Here is a 16465-nt window from a genome sequence, read left to right as displayed (position 1 = left end):
GCAGCGGTCGTCCAGCAAGCAGATCGGGGTGATCATCGATGTCGTTTCTTTCGGCGATAATAACCGGAATGGCGCTGGGGAGCATGTACGGTCTGCTCGCGCTGGGCTTTCACGTCACGTACGCAGTATCCGGCACGGTCAACTTCTCGCAGGGCAGCTCGATGACCCTGGGAGCCGTTGCCGGATACTTCTTCCTCATCGTGTGGGGCTGGCCGGCCGCGATCGGCATCCCCGCGGTGTTGCTGGTCTGCGCGGTTTACGGCGTCCTGATCGAACGCTTCGCGGTTCGTCCGTTCGTGCTGCGCGGCTCGGACAACTGGCTGATGGCGACCGTTGCGGTCGGCATCATCGTCGACAATGTGATGCTGTTCGTGTTCGGCAAGGAGCCGCGCAGCTTCCCGTCGATGCTCGCGGCCAAGCCGATCCAGATCGTGGAGGGGGCAGGGGTCTACCCGCTGCAGCTCCTGATTCCGGTGGTCGGCCTGTTGCTTGCGCTGGCGCTGCATCTGATCACCCGCCGCACGCGGCATGGCGTCGCGATGCTTGCGGTGGTGCAGAATCCCAATGCCGCGCGGCTGATGGGCATCAATGTCAGCGGCGCCATTGCCGCGAGCTACGCGGTGTCGGCCATGCTGGCGGGCGTCGCCGCGCTATTGATCGCGCCGCTGTTCAACGTCTCGTCCGAGATGGGCACGCTGTTCGGCATCAAGGCGTTCGCCGCCGCGATCATCGGCGGTCTCGCCAGCGCCTGGGGCGTCATGCTGGCCGGACTGTGCCTTGGCCTGATCGAGGTGTTCGCGACCAACTATCTCGGGTCGGTCTACACCCAGATCATCACGTTCGCTTCCGTCATCGTCATCCTCGTCGTCATGCCGCACGGGCTGCTCGGCCGAGCTGGAGTTAAGAAGGTATGACCTCGCGCGCCTCCCTTCTCGTCGCGGTCGCAGCGTTCGCGATTGCCATCGGCTACGCCGCGGTCGCGGACAGCTATTCGGTGTTCCTGATCGCGACGATCTCGCTGACGGCGATCGGCTGTATCGGCCTCAACGTCCTGCTCGGCCTCGCGGGCCAGATCTCGCTCGGCCATATCGGCTTCATGGCGATCGGTGCGTACACCACCGTGCTGCTGATGGAGAAGGCGGGCTGGCCCTACCTCGCCGCGACGGCGGGGGCCATCGTGCTGGTCAGCATCGTCGGCGGGCTGCTGGCGATGCCGGCGCTGCGCGTGCGCGGGCCGTATCTGGCGATGGTGACGATTGCCTTCGGCTTCATCGTCGAGCATGTCACGATCGAGTGGCGCGATCTCACCGGCGGCGGCAACGGCCTGATGCTGAGTGCGCCGCCGAGCGTGTTCGGGTACTCGCTGTCCGAGCGTTCGCTTGCCATCGCCGGCGTCGTTCTGGTGTTTGTCGGCCTCATCCTGTTCGAGCGGCTGAAGCGCAGCGGCTGGGGTTATGCCATGCGTGCCGCCCGCGATACCGAGGTCGCGACGCGCTCGCTCGGCATCGATCTGGTGCAGGTTCGCGCCGTGGCCTTCGTGATCTCGGCGGCCGCGATGGCGCTGGCCGGCGCGCTGTTTGCGCCGCTGCAGGGCTATATCAGCCCGAGCTCGTTTCCGTTCCTGCAATCGGTGCTATTGTTGTTCGCGGTGATGGTCGGCGGCGCCGGCTCGGTGCTCGGCCCGGTGATCGGCGCAGCGCTGGTGGTGCTGCTGCCGGAAGCGCTGTCGGATCTTGCCGAGTATCGCCTGCTGGCCTTCGGCGTGCTGCTGTTCGTCGTGCTGCGCGCCGCGCCCTCCGGCATCGTCGGCCTTGTGGAGCAGCTCGCCGCAAAATTCCTGCCGGCGCGCAAGCCGGCGGCCGAGCCCGCGACCGCTGCAGCGGAAACCGATGCGGCGATCCTCGAAACCCACAACGCGGCGGGGCTCGACGTGACGGATCTGTCGATCTCGTTCGGCGGCGTGCGCGCGGTCCAGGGCGTCTCGTTCAAGGCGGCGCCCGGCGCCGTCACCAGCATCATCGGCCCCAACGGCGCCGGCAAGACCAGCGCGCTCAATCTGCTCTGCGGCTTCTACCGGCCGCAGGCGGGGACGGTGAAGCTCGGCGATCGCGATGTCACGGGCATGACGTCGCATTTGCTGGCGCGGGTCGGCGTGGCGCGCACGTTCCAGACCACGCAGCTGTTCGGCTCTCTCACGATCCTGGAGAACATCCTGTTGGCCGAGCGGGTCGGCCGTCTCGGCGGCGTGGTCTCCGCACTGCGCAACGCGGAGACCGAGAGTTTCGCCCGGTTCCTGCTGCGCTTTGCCGGTGTCGATGGCGACGTCGATCGTCTCGCGGATTCGCTGTCCCATGGCGAAAAGCGGCTGGTCGAGATCGCGCGCGCGCTGGCGTTGCGGCCCCGCATCCTGCTGCTCGACGAGCCCGCGGCGGGCCTCTCCAAGGGCGACAAGCAACGCCTGACCGCGCTGTTGCGCCGGATCGCCGATCTCGGGATCGCCGTCATCATCGTCGAGCACGACATGCCGATGATCATGTCGCTGAGCGATCTCATCGTCGTACTCGACGGCGGCAAGCGCATCGCGATCGGCGATGCGGCGGCGATCCGCAACGATCCGCTGGTCCGCAAGGCCTATCTCGGCGACGCGACGGCCGGTGAGAAGAGCCGCGCGCCGCGGCCGGCGCGGCAAGGCACCGCGCTCGAGGTCAAGACGCTCGATTCGTTCTATGGCCTGTCGCGGGCCTTGAACGGGATCGATCTGGTGGTCGCTCCCGGCGAGGCGGTCGCCGTCCTCGGCGCGAACGGCGCCGGCAAGACCACCCTGATGCGGTCGATCGCCGGTCTCGAGCCGCCGCGCTCCACGGGTGAAGTGCGGCTCGCCGAGACGCGCATCGACAGGATGCCCGCACATGTTCGTGCCCGCCATGGCGTCGTGCTGGTGCCGGAGGGGCGGCAGGTGTTTCCGGAGCTGACGGTGAAGCAGAACCTCCAGCTCGGTGCCTATGCGCGCAAGGGAATAGACCTCGATGCCGAGATCGAGGCGATGTTCGTGCGCTTTCCGCGCCTGAAGGAGCGCATCGACCAGCGCGCCGGCCTTTTGTCCGGAGGCGAGCAGCAGATGCTCGCGGTGGCACGCGGACTTCTGACCGGGCCGAAGATCTACATGCTGGACGAGCCGTCGCTCGGGTTGGCGCCGCTCGTGGTCGATGAACTGTTCGCGTCCTTTGAGCGGCTGCGCAGCGAGGGCATGACCATCATCGTGGTCGATCAGATGGCGGGTCACGCGCTCGCGCTGGCGGACCGGGCCTATCTGCTGGAGACCGGTGCGATCCTGAAGAGCGGCGCCGCCGACATCATCGCCGAGGATCCGCTGCTCGAGGCGGCGTATCTGGGCGGCGAGGCCCAGGCCGGCGCGACGCAACGGCTCGCGGCCCAGGCACGCTGAGGGAGGCGAGGGCGGATGTTGGTCGGAGGCCGCGAAACGGACGGAAGGCAGCCAGGTCGCGGGAGTGCGCCCGGCGAGCGGCGTCCCGAGCCCGCAGCGACGGTCTGTGCCGATGTGGAAGTGGGGCTGCTTGCCGACAAGGCGCTTCGCGATCGCACCGCGGGTCAGGTCGTCGCCGTGTTCGAACGTTCGTTCTACGCCGTGATCGACGGGATCTGGATCTGCGTCGGACGGATCGGCATCGGATCGGGTCCGTTGCACGTGGTCGGCGACTTCCGATGGCCGGGATTGGCGGTCGGCGATCCGGTGCGGGTCGCGGACTCCATTCTGTGGATCGGAGCGACGCCGCTCGCGAATCTGGCGGCGCGGTCGGTCTGGGCGCCGCCCGCTGCACCACACTGGTCGACGGCCAGCCTGCGACGCGGCCTTGATGCCGTCGACGAGGTGTGGGGCGGTGATCTGATTGCGGAGGGCCTCGCCACGCTCGGGACCGGACATGTTCCGAGCGACGCTTCTCCGCTTGTTCGAGCTGCCATGCCTGGTCTCGCTGCACTGGAGCTGATCCTCGCAGGCTCGGATGATGATACGGATCGCGAGCCCGGGCTTGGCAGTCTGATCGGTCTCGGGCCGGGGCTGACGCCATCCGGCGACGATCTGATCGGTGGTGCGCTGATTGCGTTGGCTGCGCTCGGACGTATCGAAGCTCGCGACGCATTGTGGGAGCATTGCCGCAGGCTGCTCGACGGCACCAACGACATCAGCCGAATCCATCTGCGCGCGGCGGCGCTGGGTTACGGCGCGGCGGCCCTGCACGCTGCCATCCATGCAACGATGAGCGGCGAGGCCGCCGGATTTCGTCGCGCCCTCACGGCCCTGACCGCGATCGGGCATTCATCCGGACTGGATGCATTTGCCGGCAGTCTGATCGTCCTGCGTCACGCCCTTCGCGAGCGGTGACGCCGTTGCAGACCGTATTTCGAGTTCTCCCAGACTGCTCCGAACGAAGTTCGGAGCACTTTTTTTAAGGCGCGATTGCACTTCGACCGGTCCGCTGTTCGAGGGTTGCGGAAATTCGCATTCTTCGAGAATCCGGTCTTGACGAAGTAAGTATTTTCTTATTAACTCGACGCAACGAAAACGAAACTTGATTAGGGCGGAGACGATGACGGATCAGGATAGGCCGCAGTATCAGCAGTTGCTGGCGCGCAAGGTCGAAGTCGTGAATGTCGGGCTTGAGGGGTTCGTGAAGGACCTTCGCGACTGCGGCATCGATGTCGTCCACGTCGACTGGAAGCCGTCGGCGGGCGGAGATCCGCAGATGGCGGCCCTGCTCGCGAAGCTCGGTGTGTGAGGGCGCACCGATGAAGCTGATCGAAGACGCAAACCAGCAGGCGCTCGCCCGGATCCTCGAAGGGGAGCCGCGGCTGATCGACATCGTTCCCGCCCGCGAATTGATCCCGGACCTGCGCGAACGGATGATCCTCCACGCCGGACCGCCGATCTCCTGGGACAGGATGTGCGGCCCGATGCGCGGTGCGGTCGCAGGCGCCATCGTGTTCGAGGGATGGGCGCAGGATCTCCCGACCGCGACCAAGCTCGCCGCCAATGGCGAGATCGAATTTCACCCGAACCACCACTTCGGGGCGGTCGGCCCGATGACCGGCATGACCACGATGTCGATGCCGCTGTTCGTGGTCGAGAACGCGCGCTTCTCCAACCGCGCCTATTGCGCGATCAACGAGGGGCTCGGCAAGGTGATGCGCTTCGGCGGCAACGACGCCAGCGTGCTGAAGCGGCTCGCCTGGCTGCGCGACGTGTTCGGTCCGACGCTCGGCAAGGCGATCCGTGCCGCCGGCGGCATCGACCTGAAATCGATCGTCGCGCGGGGCCTGTCGATGGGCGACGAGCTGCATCAGCGCAATCTGGCCTGTTCGAGCGTCTTCCTTCGCGAGATCGCGCCCTGGATGGCACGCACCTCGACCGACAACGCCGTTCTCGCCGAATGCCTCGCGTTCATCGGGCAGAACGATCAGTTCTTCCTCAACATCGCGATGGCGATGGGCAAGGCGATCACCGATCCCGCCAACGGCATTCGGGGTTCGACCATCGTCACCACCATGTGCCGCAACGGCACCGATTTCGGGATCCGCGTCAGCGGGCTCGGCGAGCAATGGTTCACCGCGCCGGTCGAAATGCCGGAAGGGCTGTACTTTGCCGGCTATTCCGAGAAGGACGCCAATCCGGACATGGGCGATTCCGCCATCGTCGAGACGATCGGCCTGGGCGGATTTGCGATGGCGGCGGCGCCGGCCGTCGCAGGCTTCGTCGGGGCCGGCGCGCCGTCCGAGGCCGGTAACTTCACCCGCTCGATGGGCGAGATCACGGTTGCGCAGAATCCGGAATGGACCATCGCCGCAATGGACTTCGCCGGCGTGCCGACCGGCATTGATATCCGCCTGGTCGTCGATTCCGGCGTGGTGCCGGTCATCAACACCGGCATCGCGCATCGCGAGCCCGGCATCGGCCAGGTCGGTGCCGGCGTGGTCAAGGCGCCGTTGGCGTGCTTCCAGCAGGCGATCGTCGCGATCGCCAACGATTTGGGTGTGTCATGAACGTCGTTGTCCTGAACGAGGTCCGCAAGGGATTCTATCTCGACTCGGTCGCGCTGATGCGGCTGTCGCGCGAGGTGGCCGGCTCGCCCGGCGTGATCGAGGCGGCGTTGATGATGGGAACGCCGTCGAACGCGGCGATCATGCGCAATGCGGGGCTGCTGGAGGAGGGCACTGCCGTGAAGGGCAATGACCTCGTGATCGCGGTCAAGGCCGAGTCGGAGCCCGCTGCCCGCGAAGCCCTCGACAATGCGATCAAGTCGCTCGACAAGCCGAAGACCCAGGGCGATGCGCAGGCTGCCTGGCGGCCGCACTCGATTGCTGCGGCCGTGAAGGTCAGGCCGGAGATCAATCTTGCGCTGATCTCCGTTCCCGGTGAGTTCGCCGCCGCCGAGGCCCGCAAGGCGCTCAATCGCGGCCTGCATGTCCTGATGTTCAGCGACAACGTATCCCTCGAGGACGAATTGTCGCTCAAGCAGCAGGCGCGGGCGGCCGGCCTGCTGATGATGGGGCCGGATTGCGGAACCGCCGTGATCGGTGGCGCGCCGCTGGCGTTCGCCAACAAGATCAGGCGCGGCAGGATCGGAATCATCGGCGCGTCGGGAACCGGCACGCAGGAGGTCTCCTGCCTGATCTCGGAAGCCGGCGCGGGGATCTCCCACGCCATCGGGGTCGGCGGGCGCGATCTGAAGAAGGATATCGGCGGCATCACCACGCTGATGGCGATCGATGCGTTCGAGTCCGATCCGGAAACCGATCATGTGGTGCTGATCTCGAAGCCGCCGCATCCTGACGTCGCCAAATCCGTGCTTGAGCGGATCGGCAGAAGCCGGAAGTCGTACACCGTGTGCTTCATCGGTGCTTCGGAGATCGAGCTGCCGCCGAACGCCCGCTTCTCGCCGACGCTGAAGGGCGCCGCGGAGCTGGCACTGGGAGACAAGAAGATCGGCGCGGGCTTCGACGCGAACGCGGTCGCATCACGGCTTCCGCGCAGCGGCCGCGGCGGGATCGAGGGCTTGTTCGCCGGCGGAACGCTGTGTGCCGAAGCTCAGGTGATCCTTGCTGCCGCAGGCCGGAAGGTGGCGTCGAACGCCGCCATCCCCGGCGTGGTCAAGCTCGGCGTCGAGCCGAACGCCGGACGGGACCGGCTGATCGACCTCGGCGACGACGAATATACCCGTGGCCGACCGCACCCGATGATCGACCCCTCAGTGCGCGATGATGCGTTGCGTGCTGCGCTCAGGAATCGCGATCTTTCGGTGGTCCTGCTCGATCTTGTGCTCGGCTATGGCGCGCATGCCGATCCCGCCGAGCATCTGACGAAGATCGTCGCCGATCGCGGGCAGGATGCGCCGGCGTTGATCGCGTCCGTCGTCGGCACGGAGCAGGATCCGCAAGGGCGCTCCGCGCAGGTCAAGAAACTGGAGCAGGCCGGAATCCTCGTTGCGCCGTCGAACGCGCAGGCGTGCGAGCTTGCGGTTGCCATCGTCCAGAATGCCGGGAGGTAAGGAAATGCGTACACTCAATGACGTGCCGCGTCGCCTGGTGGTCGCGATCGGTGGCAATGCGGTTCACCCCGAGGATATCAGGGGCACCTCCCAGGAGCAGAAGTCCGTCGCGCAGATCACTGCGGAAGCGCTGCTGCCACTTGCGCAACTCGACAATGAGCTGGTCATCACGCACGGCAACGGTCCGGTCGTCGGCAAGATCATGATGCGCCAGATGCTGACGATGAACCGAATCCCGCCGATGGACCTAGACATCTGCGTCGCGCACAGCCAGGGCGGCATCGGCTATCTCCTGATGCAGGCGATCGAGAATGCCCTGCGCAAGCAAGGCAACCAGCGACATGTGGCAAGCCTGCTGACCCAGGTCGAGGTAGACAAGGACGATCCCGCGTTCGAGAATCCGACCAAGTTCGTCGGACCGTTCTTTTCCGAGGACGAGGCGAAGAAGATCAGCGCGGAGCTCAATTGGGCGATGCGTGAGGATTCAGGGCGCGGCTGGCGTCATGTCGTGCCGTCGCCGAAGCCCAAGCATGTCTGCGACATCTCGCTGGTCGATGCCTTGGTCAAGCGGGGAACGATCGTCATCGCGGGAGGCGGCGGCGGCGTTCCCGTGGTTCGTGATGCCAAGGGCGTGCGCACCGGCGTGCCGGCAGTCATCGACAAGGATCTGACATCCGCTCATATCGCGAATGTGCTGGGTATCGAAGAGTTGCTGATCCTGACCGCGGTCCCGCGCGTCGCGGTGAATTTCGGCAAGCCGAACAAGAAGGATCTGGATCAGGTCAGTCTCGAGGAGATCAAGGCGTACCACCGTGAAGGACATTTTCCTCCGGGAAGCATGGGACCCAAGGTCGATGCGGCGATCCGGTTTCTCGAGGGAGGCGGCAAGCGCGCGATCATCAGTCACCTCGATTGCGCCATGGCGGCGCTGCGGGGCGAGACGGGGACGCACGTCGTTCACTAACCACCGGGATTGGCGCATCAACGGGACATCCGCCCGCGCCAATCTGCATTCGAGCGTCGAGCAGATGGCGCGCGCTCACTGAGTTGAAGCAGTTGGGGCGCATCGGCGCCTCATTCTGATCAGGCGATCGAGCTGGCCGCCGGCTCAAGCTCACACATACAAGACAAACAAGCAGCCCGCGGGATTCAAGGGAACGACAAGGCAATGGCCATTCAATCCAGCATAAAGGCGAACCTTTACAAGGATTCCGTGTCGTTGATGCGGATCTCGCAGGTGACGGTCGCACGGACCGGTGTGCAGCGGGTCACGCTGCTGATGGGAACGCGCAGCAACAAGGAGTTCCTGCAGCAGGCCGGGCTGATGAGTCCGGCGCTCGAGAGCGCCAAGCCGGGCGATATCATGATCGTTGTGGCGGACGATGCGCCCGAGAAGCTCGCAGCCGCGGAGCGCGAGATCCACTCCCTGATCGCCGGCGAAGAACCGAAGGGCGGATCGACTGAAGCCGCGGCCGAAGCACCGCCGCGCTCGATCTCCGGCGGCGTCGCGGTGGCCGATCATGCCGACCTCGCACTGATCTCGGTGCCCGGCCCCTATGCCGCCGCCGAAGCCCTGAAGGCGCTACGGCGGGGCCTCAACGTGCTGCTGTTCAGCGACAATGTGCCGATCGAACAGGAGAAGGCCATCAAGCGCGTTGCGGCGCAGAAGGGCCTGCTGGTGATGGGACCGGATTGCGGCACGGCCATCATCAATGGCGTGCCGCTTGGATTTGCCAACGTCGTTCGGCGCGGCGCGATCGGGCTCGTCGGAGCGTCCGGCACCGGCCTGCAGGAGGTGATGTGCCAGATCCATCGTCATGGCCAGGGCATCTCGCAGGCCATCGGCACCGGCAGCCACGACGTTTCCAGTGAGGTCGGCGGCATCACCATGTTGCAGGGCCTGGAGCTGCTGGCCGCCGACGCGGAGACCAAAGTTGTCGCCATCGTCTCCAAGCCTCCTGCGCCCGATGTCCAGAAGCGGGTGATCGAGCGCGCCAGCGCGATCGGAAAACCGGTCGTGATCTGCTTCCTCGGCGGCGAGCCCGCCGCATCCGCCGGCAATGTTCACCGCACATCGTCGCTCGAGGAGACGGCGCGGCAGGCCCTCGCGCTTGCGGCGCCCGGCCAGCCCGAGCGTAACGAAGGTGCGATCGAACAGTTGGCAACAAGGGTTTGCGCGTCGCTGGCACCCTCGCAGCGCTACCTGCGCGGTCTCTACTCCGGCGGAACGTTCTGCTCGGAAGCCCAGACCATCTGGCGGGCGGCGGGCATTCGTGCCCGGTCGAATGCGCCGCTTGCCGGCGCAGACCGTCTCGCCGACGTGGAAGAGAGCCACGGGCACACGGCGATCGATCTGGGCAGTGACGAATTCACGGTGGGGCGCCCGCATCCGATGATCGACTATGGCGTGCGGATCGAACGGCTGCTGAAGGAAGCGGACGATCCGACCGTTGCCTGCATCGTCCTGGACGTCGTGCTCGGTTACGGCAGCCACCCCAATCCGGCCGAGCTCCTGGCCCCGGCGATCCGCCGGGCGAAGGCCGCGACGCGAGCGCAGGGGCGGGAGCTTCCCGTGGTCTGCTTCGTCTGCGGCACGGATTCAGATCCGCAGCCCTACGAGACCCAGAAAGCCATGTTGGCGGACGCCGGCGCGGAGATTGTCGGCAGCAGCACGGCCGCAGCCCGCTCTGCGCAAGCCATCGCGAGCCGTATGGCCGCGGACGACAACGCCACGGGGCGTCGCGTGATGCAAGGTGGAGAACGATGATGAACGCAGCTCCTTCCGCGCTCCAGCACAAGACCTCCGTCATCAGCCTCGGCGCCTCCGGCCTCGACCGCGGTGTCGAGAGCAGCGGAGCCCCGCTGGTGCGTCTGCAGTGGCAGCCGGTCGGCGACGGAAGTCCCGAGGTCGCCTGGAGTCTCGCGCAACTGGTTGGCGATGCCGGCGATTCCGACTGCCTCGGATCGCGGATCGATCGCGCCAATGCGGAAGTACTCGAGCGCATCCTGACCGCGCAGCCGGTATGGGTCGACGTCGCGGCGCACGCGTCCGAAGTCTGGCCGGACATGGGCCGGACGCTGCTCCATGCCGGTCCGCCGATCGCCTGGGGCGATATGTGCGGCCCGATGAAGGGGGCGGTCGTCGGCGCAATTCTCTACGAGAAATGGGCGACGACCCAGCAAGAGGCCGAGCAACTCGTCGCGGCAGGCGGCATCCGCTTCGCGCCGTGCCATGAATTCGGCGCGGTCGGGCCGATGACCGGGATTATTTCGCCTTCGATGCCGCTGTTCGTGGTGCAGAACCAGACTACCGGCAATCGCGCCTATGCGCCGATGATGGAATCCGGCGGCGCCAAGACATTGCGTTTCGGCGCTTTCGCGCCCGAGGTGATCGAAGGCCTCAAGCTGATCGAAAATGTGCTGGCGCCGTGTCTGAAGGCCGCGGTCGCCGGCATCGACGGTGGATTGCCGTTGAAGCCGCTGATGTCGCAGTCGCTGCACATGGGCGACGACGTCCACAACCGCAACACGGCGGCGACCCTGCTGCTGTATCGCGCCGTCACGGAATCGCTGCTCAAATCCTCGATCTCGCGCGATCTCGTTCACGAGACGCTGCGGACGATCGGGGCGGACGACATGTTCTTCCTTAGCCTGTCGATGGCGGCATGCAAGGCGACCATGGATGCCGCGCACGGCGTGCCGTTCAGCAGCATCGTGACCGCAATGGCGCGCAACGGCGTCAATGTCGGGATCAGGGTCAGCGGGCTGAACGGGCAGTGGTTTGTCGGTCCGGCCGACATCCCCGTCGGCTTGTTCCTGCCGGGCTTCAGCGAGGCCGATGCCAATCCCGATATCGGCGACAGCGCGATCACCGAGACTGCGGGGCTGGGCGCGTTCGCGATGGCGGCGGCCCCCGCGATGGTTCAGTTCGTCGGCGGCACGCCGCAGGACGCGCTGCGTTATTCGCGCGAGATGGCGCACGTCACGATCGGCCGCAATCCCGGCTTCACCCTGCCGATGCTCGACTTCATCGGAGCGCCTGTTGGCATCGACATCCGCAAGGTCGTGGACGAAAGCAGGCGGCCGGTCATCAACACCGCAACGGCGCACAAGGAGCCGGGCATGGGGATCATCGGCGCTGGCGTCGTGCAAGCGCCGATGAAGTGCTTCGTCGACGCCGTCGGCGCGCTGGCGACGGTGGCTGGGAGATGACGTTGCTTCGAGTCTGAGAACGACGGCGCGGTCGCGCCGTCGATTGAAAAAATGCCGCAGCAAAGATTGCGGCACACCGGGAACGAACAGGAGGAAACAGATGAACGGTACCCGTCGTGCATTTCTGCAAACAGGCCTGCTCTCGGCAGCCTGGATCGGTTCATCAGGCCGGCTCGCCTTTGCCGACGATGCGGCGAAGCCGCTTCGCATCGGCATTCTGATTCCGGGGTCGCGGGCCGACCATGGCTGGATGGAGTCGGCTTACAACGGCATGAAGGCGGCCGAGCAACGCCACGGGAACAAGGTCGTGATCACGTCGATCGAGAACGTCAAGTTCGCCGACATGGAGCAGGCGCTCGTCACGCTCGCGAGCAAGAACGACATGGTGATCGGCGCCGCGGGGCAGACCCAGGCATCGGTGCTCAAGGTCGCCAAGCGATTCCCGAAGGTGAAGTTCTCTATCGTTGGCCCGACCGGACAACCGACCGAAAACGTCGCGCAATACGACGTGCTGCAGGCACAGATCGGCTTCATTGCCGGCGCGGTCGCCGCGATGATGTCGAAGAACGGCGCGGTCAGCTACGTCGGCGGGCTTGAAATCCCGGCCATCGTCAACACCGGAACGGAATTCGCGAACGGCGCCAAGCACGTCAAGCCGGACACCAAATGCTTCGTGACCTACACCGGTGACTTCGACGACGTCGCCAAGGCGAAGGAAGCGACCCTTGCCGCGATCGCGCAGGGGGCTGACGTCCACTACAACATCCTCAATCTCGGCGTGCGCGGAATGGAGCAGGCGGCGCGCGAGAAGGGCACCAGGATGATCGGGAGCTATACCAACTACTGCTCCGACAACAACCCGCTCTACATCGCCTACACGGTCAGCGGCATCGGGTTCATGGTCGAATATGCCATCGACCAGGCCGTCGCCGGAACGTGGCACCCGGAATACAAGCAGTTCGGCCTCGCGATGGGGCCACGTTCGGCCGACATCGAGATCTGCGCCGGCGCGACGCCGGAGATCCAGGCCAAGATCAAGGAGCTCAAGGACGACCTGCTGTCGAACAAGATCAAAGTCAAGGTGGGTTGACCGTGGCTCTTCTCGAACTGTCTGGCTTGACCAAGCGCTTCGGGGCTTTTACCGCGCTCGACGACATATCGCTGCTGATAGAGCGCGGCGAGGTGCACTGCCTGCTCGGCGAGAACGGCGCCGGCAAATCGACGTTGTGCAACCTGGTGTTCGGGGTGCACCGGCCGGATGCCGGCACGATGACGCTGGGCGGCGAGCCGTTCGATCCGCGCGGCCCGGCGGAAGCGCTGCAGCGCGGCGTCGTGATGGTGCATCAGCATTTCAGCCTGGTGCCCAACATGAGCGTGGCCGAGAACCTGATGCTCGGCCGCGCCAGCGCGGTGCTGAAGCCGCAGGACATCATCGTGCGGATGGAGCAGCTCGCAGCCGAATACGGGCTCGAAATCGACCCCGCGGCGCGGATCGACGAGCTTTCGGTCGGCGAGCGGCAGCGGGTCGAGATCATCAAATGCCTGCTCGGCGATCCGCAATTGCTGGTGCTCGACGAACCGACTGCCGTTCTGCAGCCGGACGAGATCGACGCGCTGCTGGCGATCTGCCGCCAGGTGGCGCTGCGCGGAAAATCCGTGATCCTGGTGACGCACAAGCTCGGTGAAATCAGCCGTGTGGCCGATCGCACCACGGTGCTGCGGCAGGGCCGCATCATCGAGACCGTCGCGATGGAGGGCGCCGACATCCGATCGCTGGTGCGCTCAATGGTCGGCCGCGACGTCCAGTCGGCAGGCTCGGTGCTTGCTGCCGCGGTCGACATCGAAGGCAAGACGCCGGCGAAATCCAGTGTGGACGCGGCCGGTCCGGTGTCGCCGGGCGAGGCGGTGCTGCAGATCTCGGACCTCGTGTATCGCGACCCGCATGGCGTGCCGCGGCTCGACGGCCTGAGCCTCACGGTCGGCACCGGCGAGATCGTCGGGATCGCGGGCGTCGAAGGCAACGGCCAGACCGAGCTCGGACTGATCCTGGCCGGGCTCGCCGCGCCAAGCGCCGGCGCGATCGTCGTCGGCGGGACACAGGTCGGCGGCTGCACGCCGCAGGAGATCACCGATGCCGGCGTCGGCATCGTTCCCGAGGATCGCCATGCGGTGGCCTGCATCAAGGAATTGTCGGTGGCCGAGAACCTGTTTCTCGGCGCGATCGGAAAATTCAGCCGCTTCGGCCTGCTCGACAAGTCGGCGCGCCGCAAGGCGGCGGAGGCCATGATGCGCGACTTCGACGTGCGGGCGAGCAGCCCTGATGTTTCGATGGCGAGCCTCTCCGGCGGCAATCAGCAGAAGGCGGTGCTGGCGCGCGAGCTCTCGCTCGATCCGCTGGTGTTCCTGCTCGCCGCGCAGCCGACGCGCGGCCTCGACGTCGGTGCGATCGAGGCGGTCTACAATCGGATCCGTGCCGCGCGCGATGACGGCCTCGGGGTGCTTCTGATCTCGAGCGAGCTCGAGGAGCTGATGGCGGTGTCGGATCGGATTGCGGTGATCTACCGCGGAAAGCTGGTTGGCGAGCTCGCGGCCGGGTCGTTCAGCCGCGAGGCGATCGGGGCGATGATGTCGGGGCATGCGCATGTCTAGGTTGGCCATGGTTATGAAAAATCCGAAGCTCGCGCGGGTCGCAAAGGGCGCAAGACTCGAGCTCGTGCCGTTGCAGGTTCTGGTTCCGGTGATATCGACCATCATCGCGCTCGGGATCGGCCTGCTCATCATCGCCGCCACCGGTGCATCCGTCCTCGAGGCGATCGAAGCCTTCTGGGACGGCATGGCCGGAAGCGATTTCAACATCGGTGCCTCGATCAATCGCGCCATCAGCCTCGCGCTGGTCGGTCTCGGCTTCATCTTCGCCAGCCGTGCCAACCTGACCAATGTGGGCGGCGAGGGGCAGATCGCGATGGGCGGCATGTTCGCGACGGCCGCGACCCTGCATGGCGCCGGAGACCTGCCGCTCGGACTGGCGTTCATCGTTCCGCTTGCCGTCGGAACCGTCGCCGGTGCCGTTTGGGGCGGCCTGGCGGGCTTCCTCAAGGCGGCACGCGGCACCAACGAGGTCATCAGCACCTTGCTGTTGAGCTTCATTGCGTTGCCGCTGGTGTACTGGTCCGTCGAATCCTTTCACTTGTTGCGCAAGCCGATCAGCGATGTGTCGTCGCTGCCGGAATCGGCTGAGATTCCTGACACGACCAAGCTGCCGCTGCTATTCCCGGACAACGGATCGCCGCTCCATATCGGTTTGCTGATCGCGGCGATCGCAGTCGTCGTGGTGTGGCTGGTGCTCAAGCACAGCACGCTCGGCCTGCGGCTGCGCGCCGTCGGCTTGAATGCGATGGCCTCCCGTCGTGCCGGCATGCGGACGAGCTTCTACGTGATCCTGGCCATGACGGTCTCCGGCGGCCTGGGCGGTCTCGGCGGCGCGATCATGATCCTCGGCCAGCAGTTCTATCTGACGAGCGATTTCTCGTCCGGATACGGATTTGACGGCCTGGTGGTCGGCCTGTTGTCGCGCGGCTCGGCCGTCGGCGTGGTGATCGGTGCGTTGCTGTTCGGCTTTCTGCGATCGGGATCGATCAATATGGAAATCTCGGCGCACGTCCCGTCCGCCGTCGTTCTGATCTGCCAGGGCCTGATCGTCATTGTCATTGCAGGCTCCGCGATCCTCACCAACCGAAAGGTGACCCGATGATTGACGAACAAATGGCCGTATTCATCGGTTCCGGACTTCGTCTCGCGGTTCCGATCATCTTCGCCGCAACCGGCGAGATGCTGAGCGAGCGCGCCGGCGTGCTCAATCTCAGCCTCGACGGCATGATGCTGATGTCGGCCTTCACGGCGGCGCTGGCATCGTGGGCGACCGGCTCGCCGCTTCTCGGCGTGGCAGCCGGCGTCTTGGTCGCGATGGCGGTGGCCGCGGTCCAGGCCGTGCTGAGTGTGACCTTGCGCGCCAATCAATTGGTGGTGGGGATCGGGTTCAACATCCTGGCGCTGGGCACGACGACGTTTCTCTACCGCGAGATCTTCGGGCCGCTGTCGCGCGATCCGATTCCCGGCTTCGCGCAGCTCAATCTGCCGTGGCTCGCCAGTATCCCGGTGATCGGGCCGGCATTGGCGAACCAGACCGGCCTTGCCTATGTCAGCATCCTGATGGTCGTCGTGACCTGGCTGATCCTGAAGTACACGTCGTTCGGGCTGGCGGTGCGGGCGGTCGGCGAGGATCCGCGCGCCGCGGACAAGGCCGGCATCAGCGTGGCGAAGACGCGCTATCTCGGTGTGCTCTACGCCGGCATCCTGGCGGGCCTCGGCGGCGCGTTCATGTCGGTTGCCGACAGCAATACGTTCACCGAGAACATGACCAAGGGTGCAGGCTATCTTGCGATCACGGCCGTGATCTTCGGCGGCTGGAATCCCTGGTACACGCTCGCGGCATGCCTGCTGTTCGGCTTCGCGACCGCGCTGCAATTCCTGATGCCGGCGTTGCAGCTCGATGTGCCGGTCGCGCTGCTGTTGCTGTTGCCCTATTTGCTGGCGCTGGTCGCCATCGCGGGCTTCGTCGGAAAAAGCAGACAGCCCTCGGCCCTGACCATTCCGTTCGAACGCGGCGGCTGATCACAACAGACTTCAAGAAA

Annotated in this window: 13 protein-coding genes; all 13 read left to right on the top strand. The window is 65.8% G+C overall.

Going from position 1 to position 16465, the window contains the following annotated elements:
• Positions 1-38 precede the first annotated feature (38 nt).
• The 13 genes from ACOIX3_RS24400 to ACOIX3_RS24340 all read left to right on the top strand — a co-directional run bounded on the left by ACOIX3_RS24400 (position 39) and on the right by ACOIX3_RS24340 (position 16445).
• Positions 39-914, top strand: a complete 876-nt coding sequence (locus ACOIX3_RS24400; RefSeq protein ID WP_176530589.1) for a branched-chain amino acid ABC transporter permease — start codon at positions 39-41, stop codon at positions 912-914.
• Complete coding sequence (locus ACOIX3_RS24395; protein ID WP_420964610.1) at positions 911-3445, top strand: ATP-binding cassette domain-containing protein; 2535 nt, start codon at positions 911-913, stop codon at positions 3443-3445. Before ACOIX3_RS24400 ends, ACOIX3_RS24395 begins: the two co-directional genes overlap by 4 nt.
• A gap of 120 nt (positions 3446-3565) precedes the next feature.
• Positions 3566-4402, top strand: a complete 837-nt coding sequence (locus ACOIX3_RS24390) for a DUF2877 domain-containing protein (protein WP_420964609.1) — start codon at positions 3566-3568, stop codon at positions 4400-4402.
• A 205-nt stretch (positions 4403-4607) separates the two neighbouring features.
• Positions 4608-4796: a hypothetical protein gene (locus ACOIX3_RS24385; RefSeq protein WP_050404632.1), complete on the top strand. Its 189-nt coding sequence runs from the start codon at positions 4608-4610 to the stop codon at positions 4794-4796.
• Positions 4797-4806: 10 nt separating this feature from the next.
• The gene (locus tag ACOIX3_RS24380; protein ID WP_420964608.1) at positions 4807-6057 is read left to right on the top strand and encodes a DUF1116 domain-containing protein; all 1251 of its coding nucleotides are present in this window, start codon (positions 4807-4809) and stop codon (positions 6055-6057) included.
• Entirely contained in the window at positions 6054-7562 is a 1509-nt protein-coding gene (fdrA, locus tag ACOIX3_RS24375) for an acyl-CoA synthetase FdrA (RefSeq protein WP_420964607.1), read from the top strand. The genes ACOIX3_RS24380 and fdrA (ACOIX3_RS24375) overlap by 4 nt, the downstream gene beginning before the upstream one ends.
• Positions 7563-7566: 4 nt before the next feature.
• A complete protein-coding gene (gene arcC, locus ACOIX3_RS24370; RefSeq protein ID WP_420964606.1) occupies positions 7567-8526 on the top strand; it encodes a carbamate kinase in 960 nt (319 codons plus the stop codon).
• Between the two features lie 204 nt (positions 8527-8730).
• Positions 8731-10329 carry an acyl-CoA synthetase FdrA gene (fdrA, locus tag ACOIX3_RS24365; protein WP_420964605.1) on the top strand — a complete coding sequence of 533 codons (1599 nt, stop codon included), beginning with the start codon at positions 8731-8733 and terminating at the stop codon, positions 10327-10329.
• On the top strand, positions 10329-11774 hold the full coding sequence (locus tag ACOIX3_RS24360; protein ID WP_420964604.1) for a DUF1116 domain-containing protein: 1446 nt from the start codon (positions 10329-10331) through the stop codon (positions 11772-11774). The genes fdrA (ACOIX3_RS24365) and ACOIX3_RS24360 overlap by 1 nt, the downstream gene beginning before the upstream one ends.
• Positions 11775-11874: 100 nt before the next feature.
• On the top strand, positions 11875-12864 hold the full coding sequence (locus tag ACOIX3_RS24355) for a BMP family protein (protein WP_420964603.1): 990 nt from the start codon (positions 11875-11877) through the stop codon (positions 12862-12864).
• A 2-nt stretch (positions 12865-12866) separates the two neighbouring features.
• On the top strand, positions 12867-14423 hold the full coding sequence (locus tag ACOIX3_RS24350; RefSeq protein ID WP_420964602.1) for an ABC transporter ATP-binding protein: 1557 nt from the start codon (positions 12867-12869) through the stop codon (positions 14421-14423).
• A gap of 13 nt (positions 14424-14436) precedes the next feature.
• The gene (locus ACOIX3_RS24345; RefSeq protein ID WP_420964601.1) at positions 14437-15525 is read left to right on the top strand and encodes an ABC transporter permease; all 1089 of its coding nucleotides are present in this window, start codon (positions 14437-14439) and stop codon (positions 15523-15525) included.
• Complete coding sequence (locus tag ACOIX3_RS24340; protein WP_420964600.1) at positions 15522-16445, top strand: ABC transporter permease; 924 nt, start codon at positions 15522-15524, stop codon at positions 16443-16445. The genes ACOIX3_RS24345 and ACOIX3_RS24340 overlap by 4 nt, the downstream gene beginning before the upstream one ends.
• Positions 16446-16465: the final 20 nt, after the last annotated feature.

Origin of the sequence: Bradyrhizobium sp. B120, from assembly GCF_049075665.1 — a bacterium.
Classification (GTDB): Bacteria; Pseudomonadota; Alphaproteobacteria; order Rhizobiales; family Xanthobacteraceae; genus Bradyrhizobium.
Note: the sequence above shows the minus strand (reverse complement) of the source record. Positions and strands in the feature narration are given on the sequence as shown.

What these genes read in the sequence shown, in the direction of transcription:
- ACOIX3_RS24400 (WP_176530589.1), top strand. Translation starts at nt 39, where the DNA reads ATGTCGTTTCTTTCGGCGATAATAACCGGAATGGCGCTGGGGAGCATG.
- ACOIX3_RS24395 (WP_420964610.1), top strand. Translation starts at nt 911, where the DNA reads ATGACCTCGCGCGCCTCCCTTCTCGTCGCGGTCGCAGCGTTCGCGATT.
- ACOIX3_RS24385 (WP_050404632.1), top strand. Translation starts at nt 4,608, where the DNA reads ATGACGGATCAGGATAGGCCGCAGTATCAGCAGTTGCTGGCGCGCAAG.
- ACOIX3_RS24380 (WP_420964608.1), top strand. Translation starts at nt 4,807, where the DNA reads ATGAAGCTGATCGAAGACGCAAACCAGCAGGCGCTCGCCCGGATCCTC.
- fdrA (WP_420964607.1), top strand. Translation starts at nt 6,054, where the DNA reads ATGAACGTCGTTGTCCTGAACGAGGTCCGCAAGGGATTCTATCTCGAC.
- arcC (WP_420964606.1), top strand. Translation starts at nt 7,567, where the DNA reads ATGCGTACACTCAATGACGTGCCGCGTCGCCTGGTGGTCGCGATCGGT.
- fdrA (WP_420964605.1), top strand. Translation starts at nt 8,731, where the DNA reads ATGGCCATTCAATCCAGCATAAAGGCGAACCTTTACAAGGATTCCGTG.
- ACOIX3_RS24360 (WP_420964604.1), top strand. Translation starts at nt 10,329, where the DNA reads ATGAACGCAGCTCCTTCCGCGCTCCAGCACAAGACCTCCGTCATCAGC.
- ACOIX3_RS24355 (WP_420964603.1), top strand. Translation starts at nt 11,875, where the DNA reads ATGAACGGTACCCGTCGTGCATTTCTGCAAACAGGCCTGCTCTCGGCA.
- ACOIX3_RS24345 (WP_420964601.1), top strand. Translation starts at nt 14,437, where the DNA reads ATGAAAAATCCGAAGCTCGCGCGGGTCGCAAAGGGCGCAAGACTCGAG.
- ACOIX3_RS24340 (WP_420964600.1), top strand. Translation starts at nt 15,522, where the DNA reads ATGATTGACGAACAAATGGCCGTATTCATCGGTTCCGGACTTCGTCTC.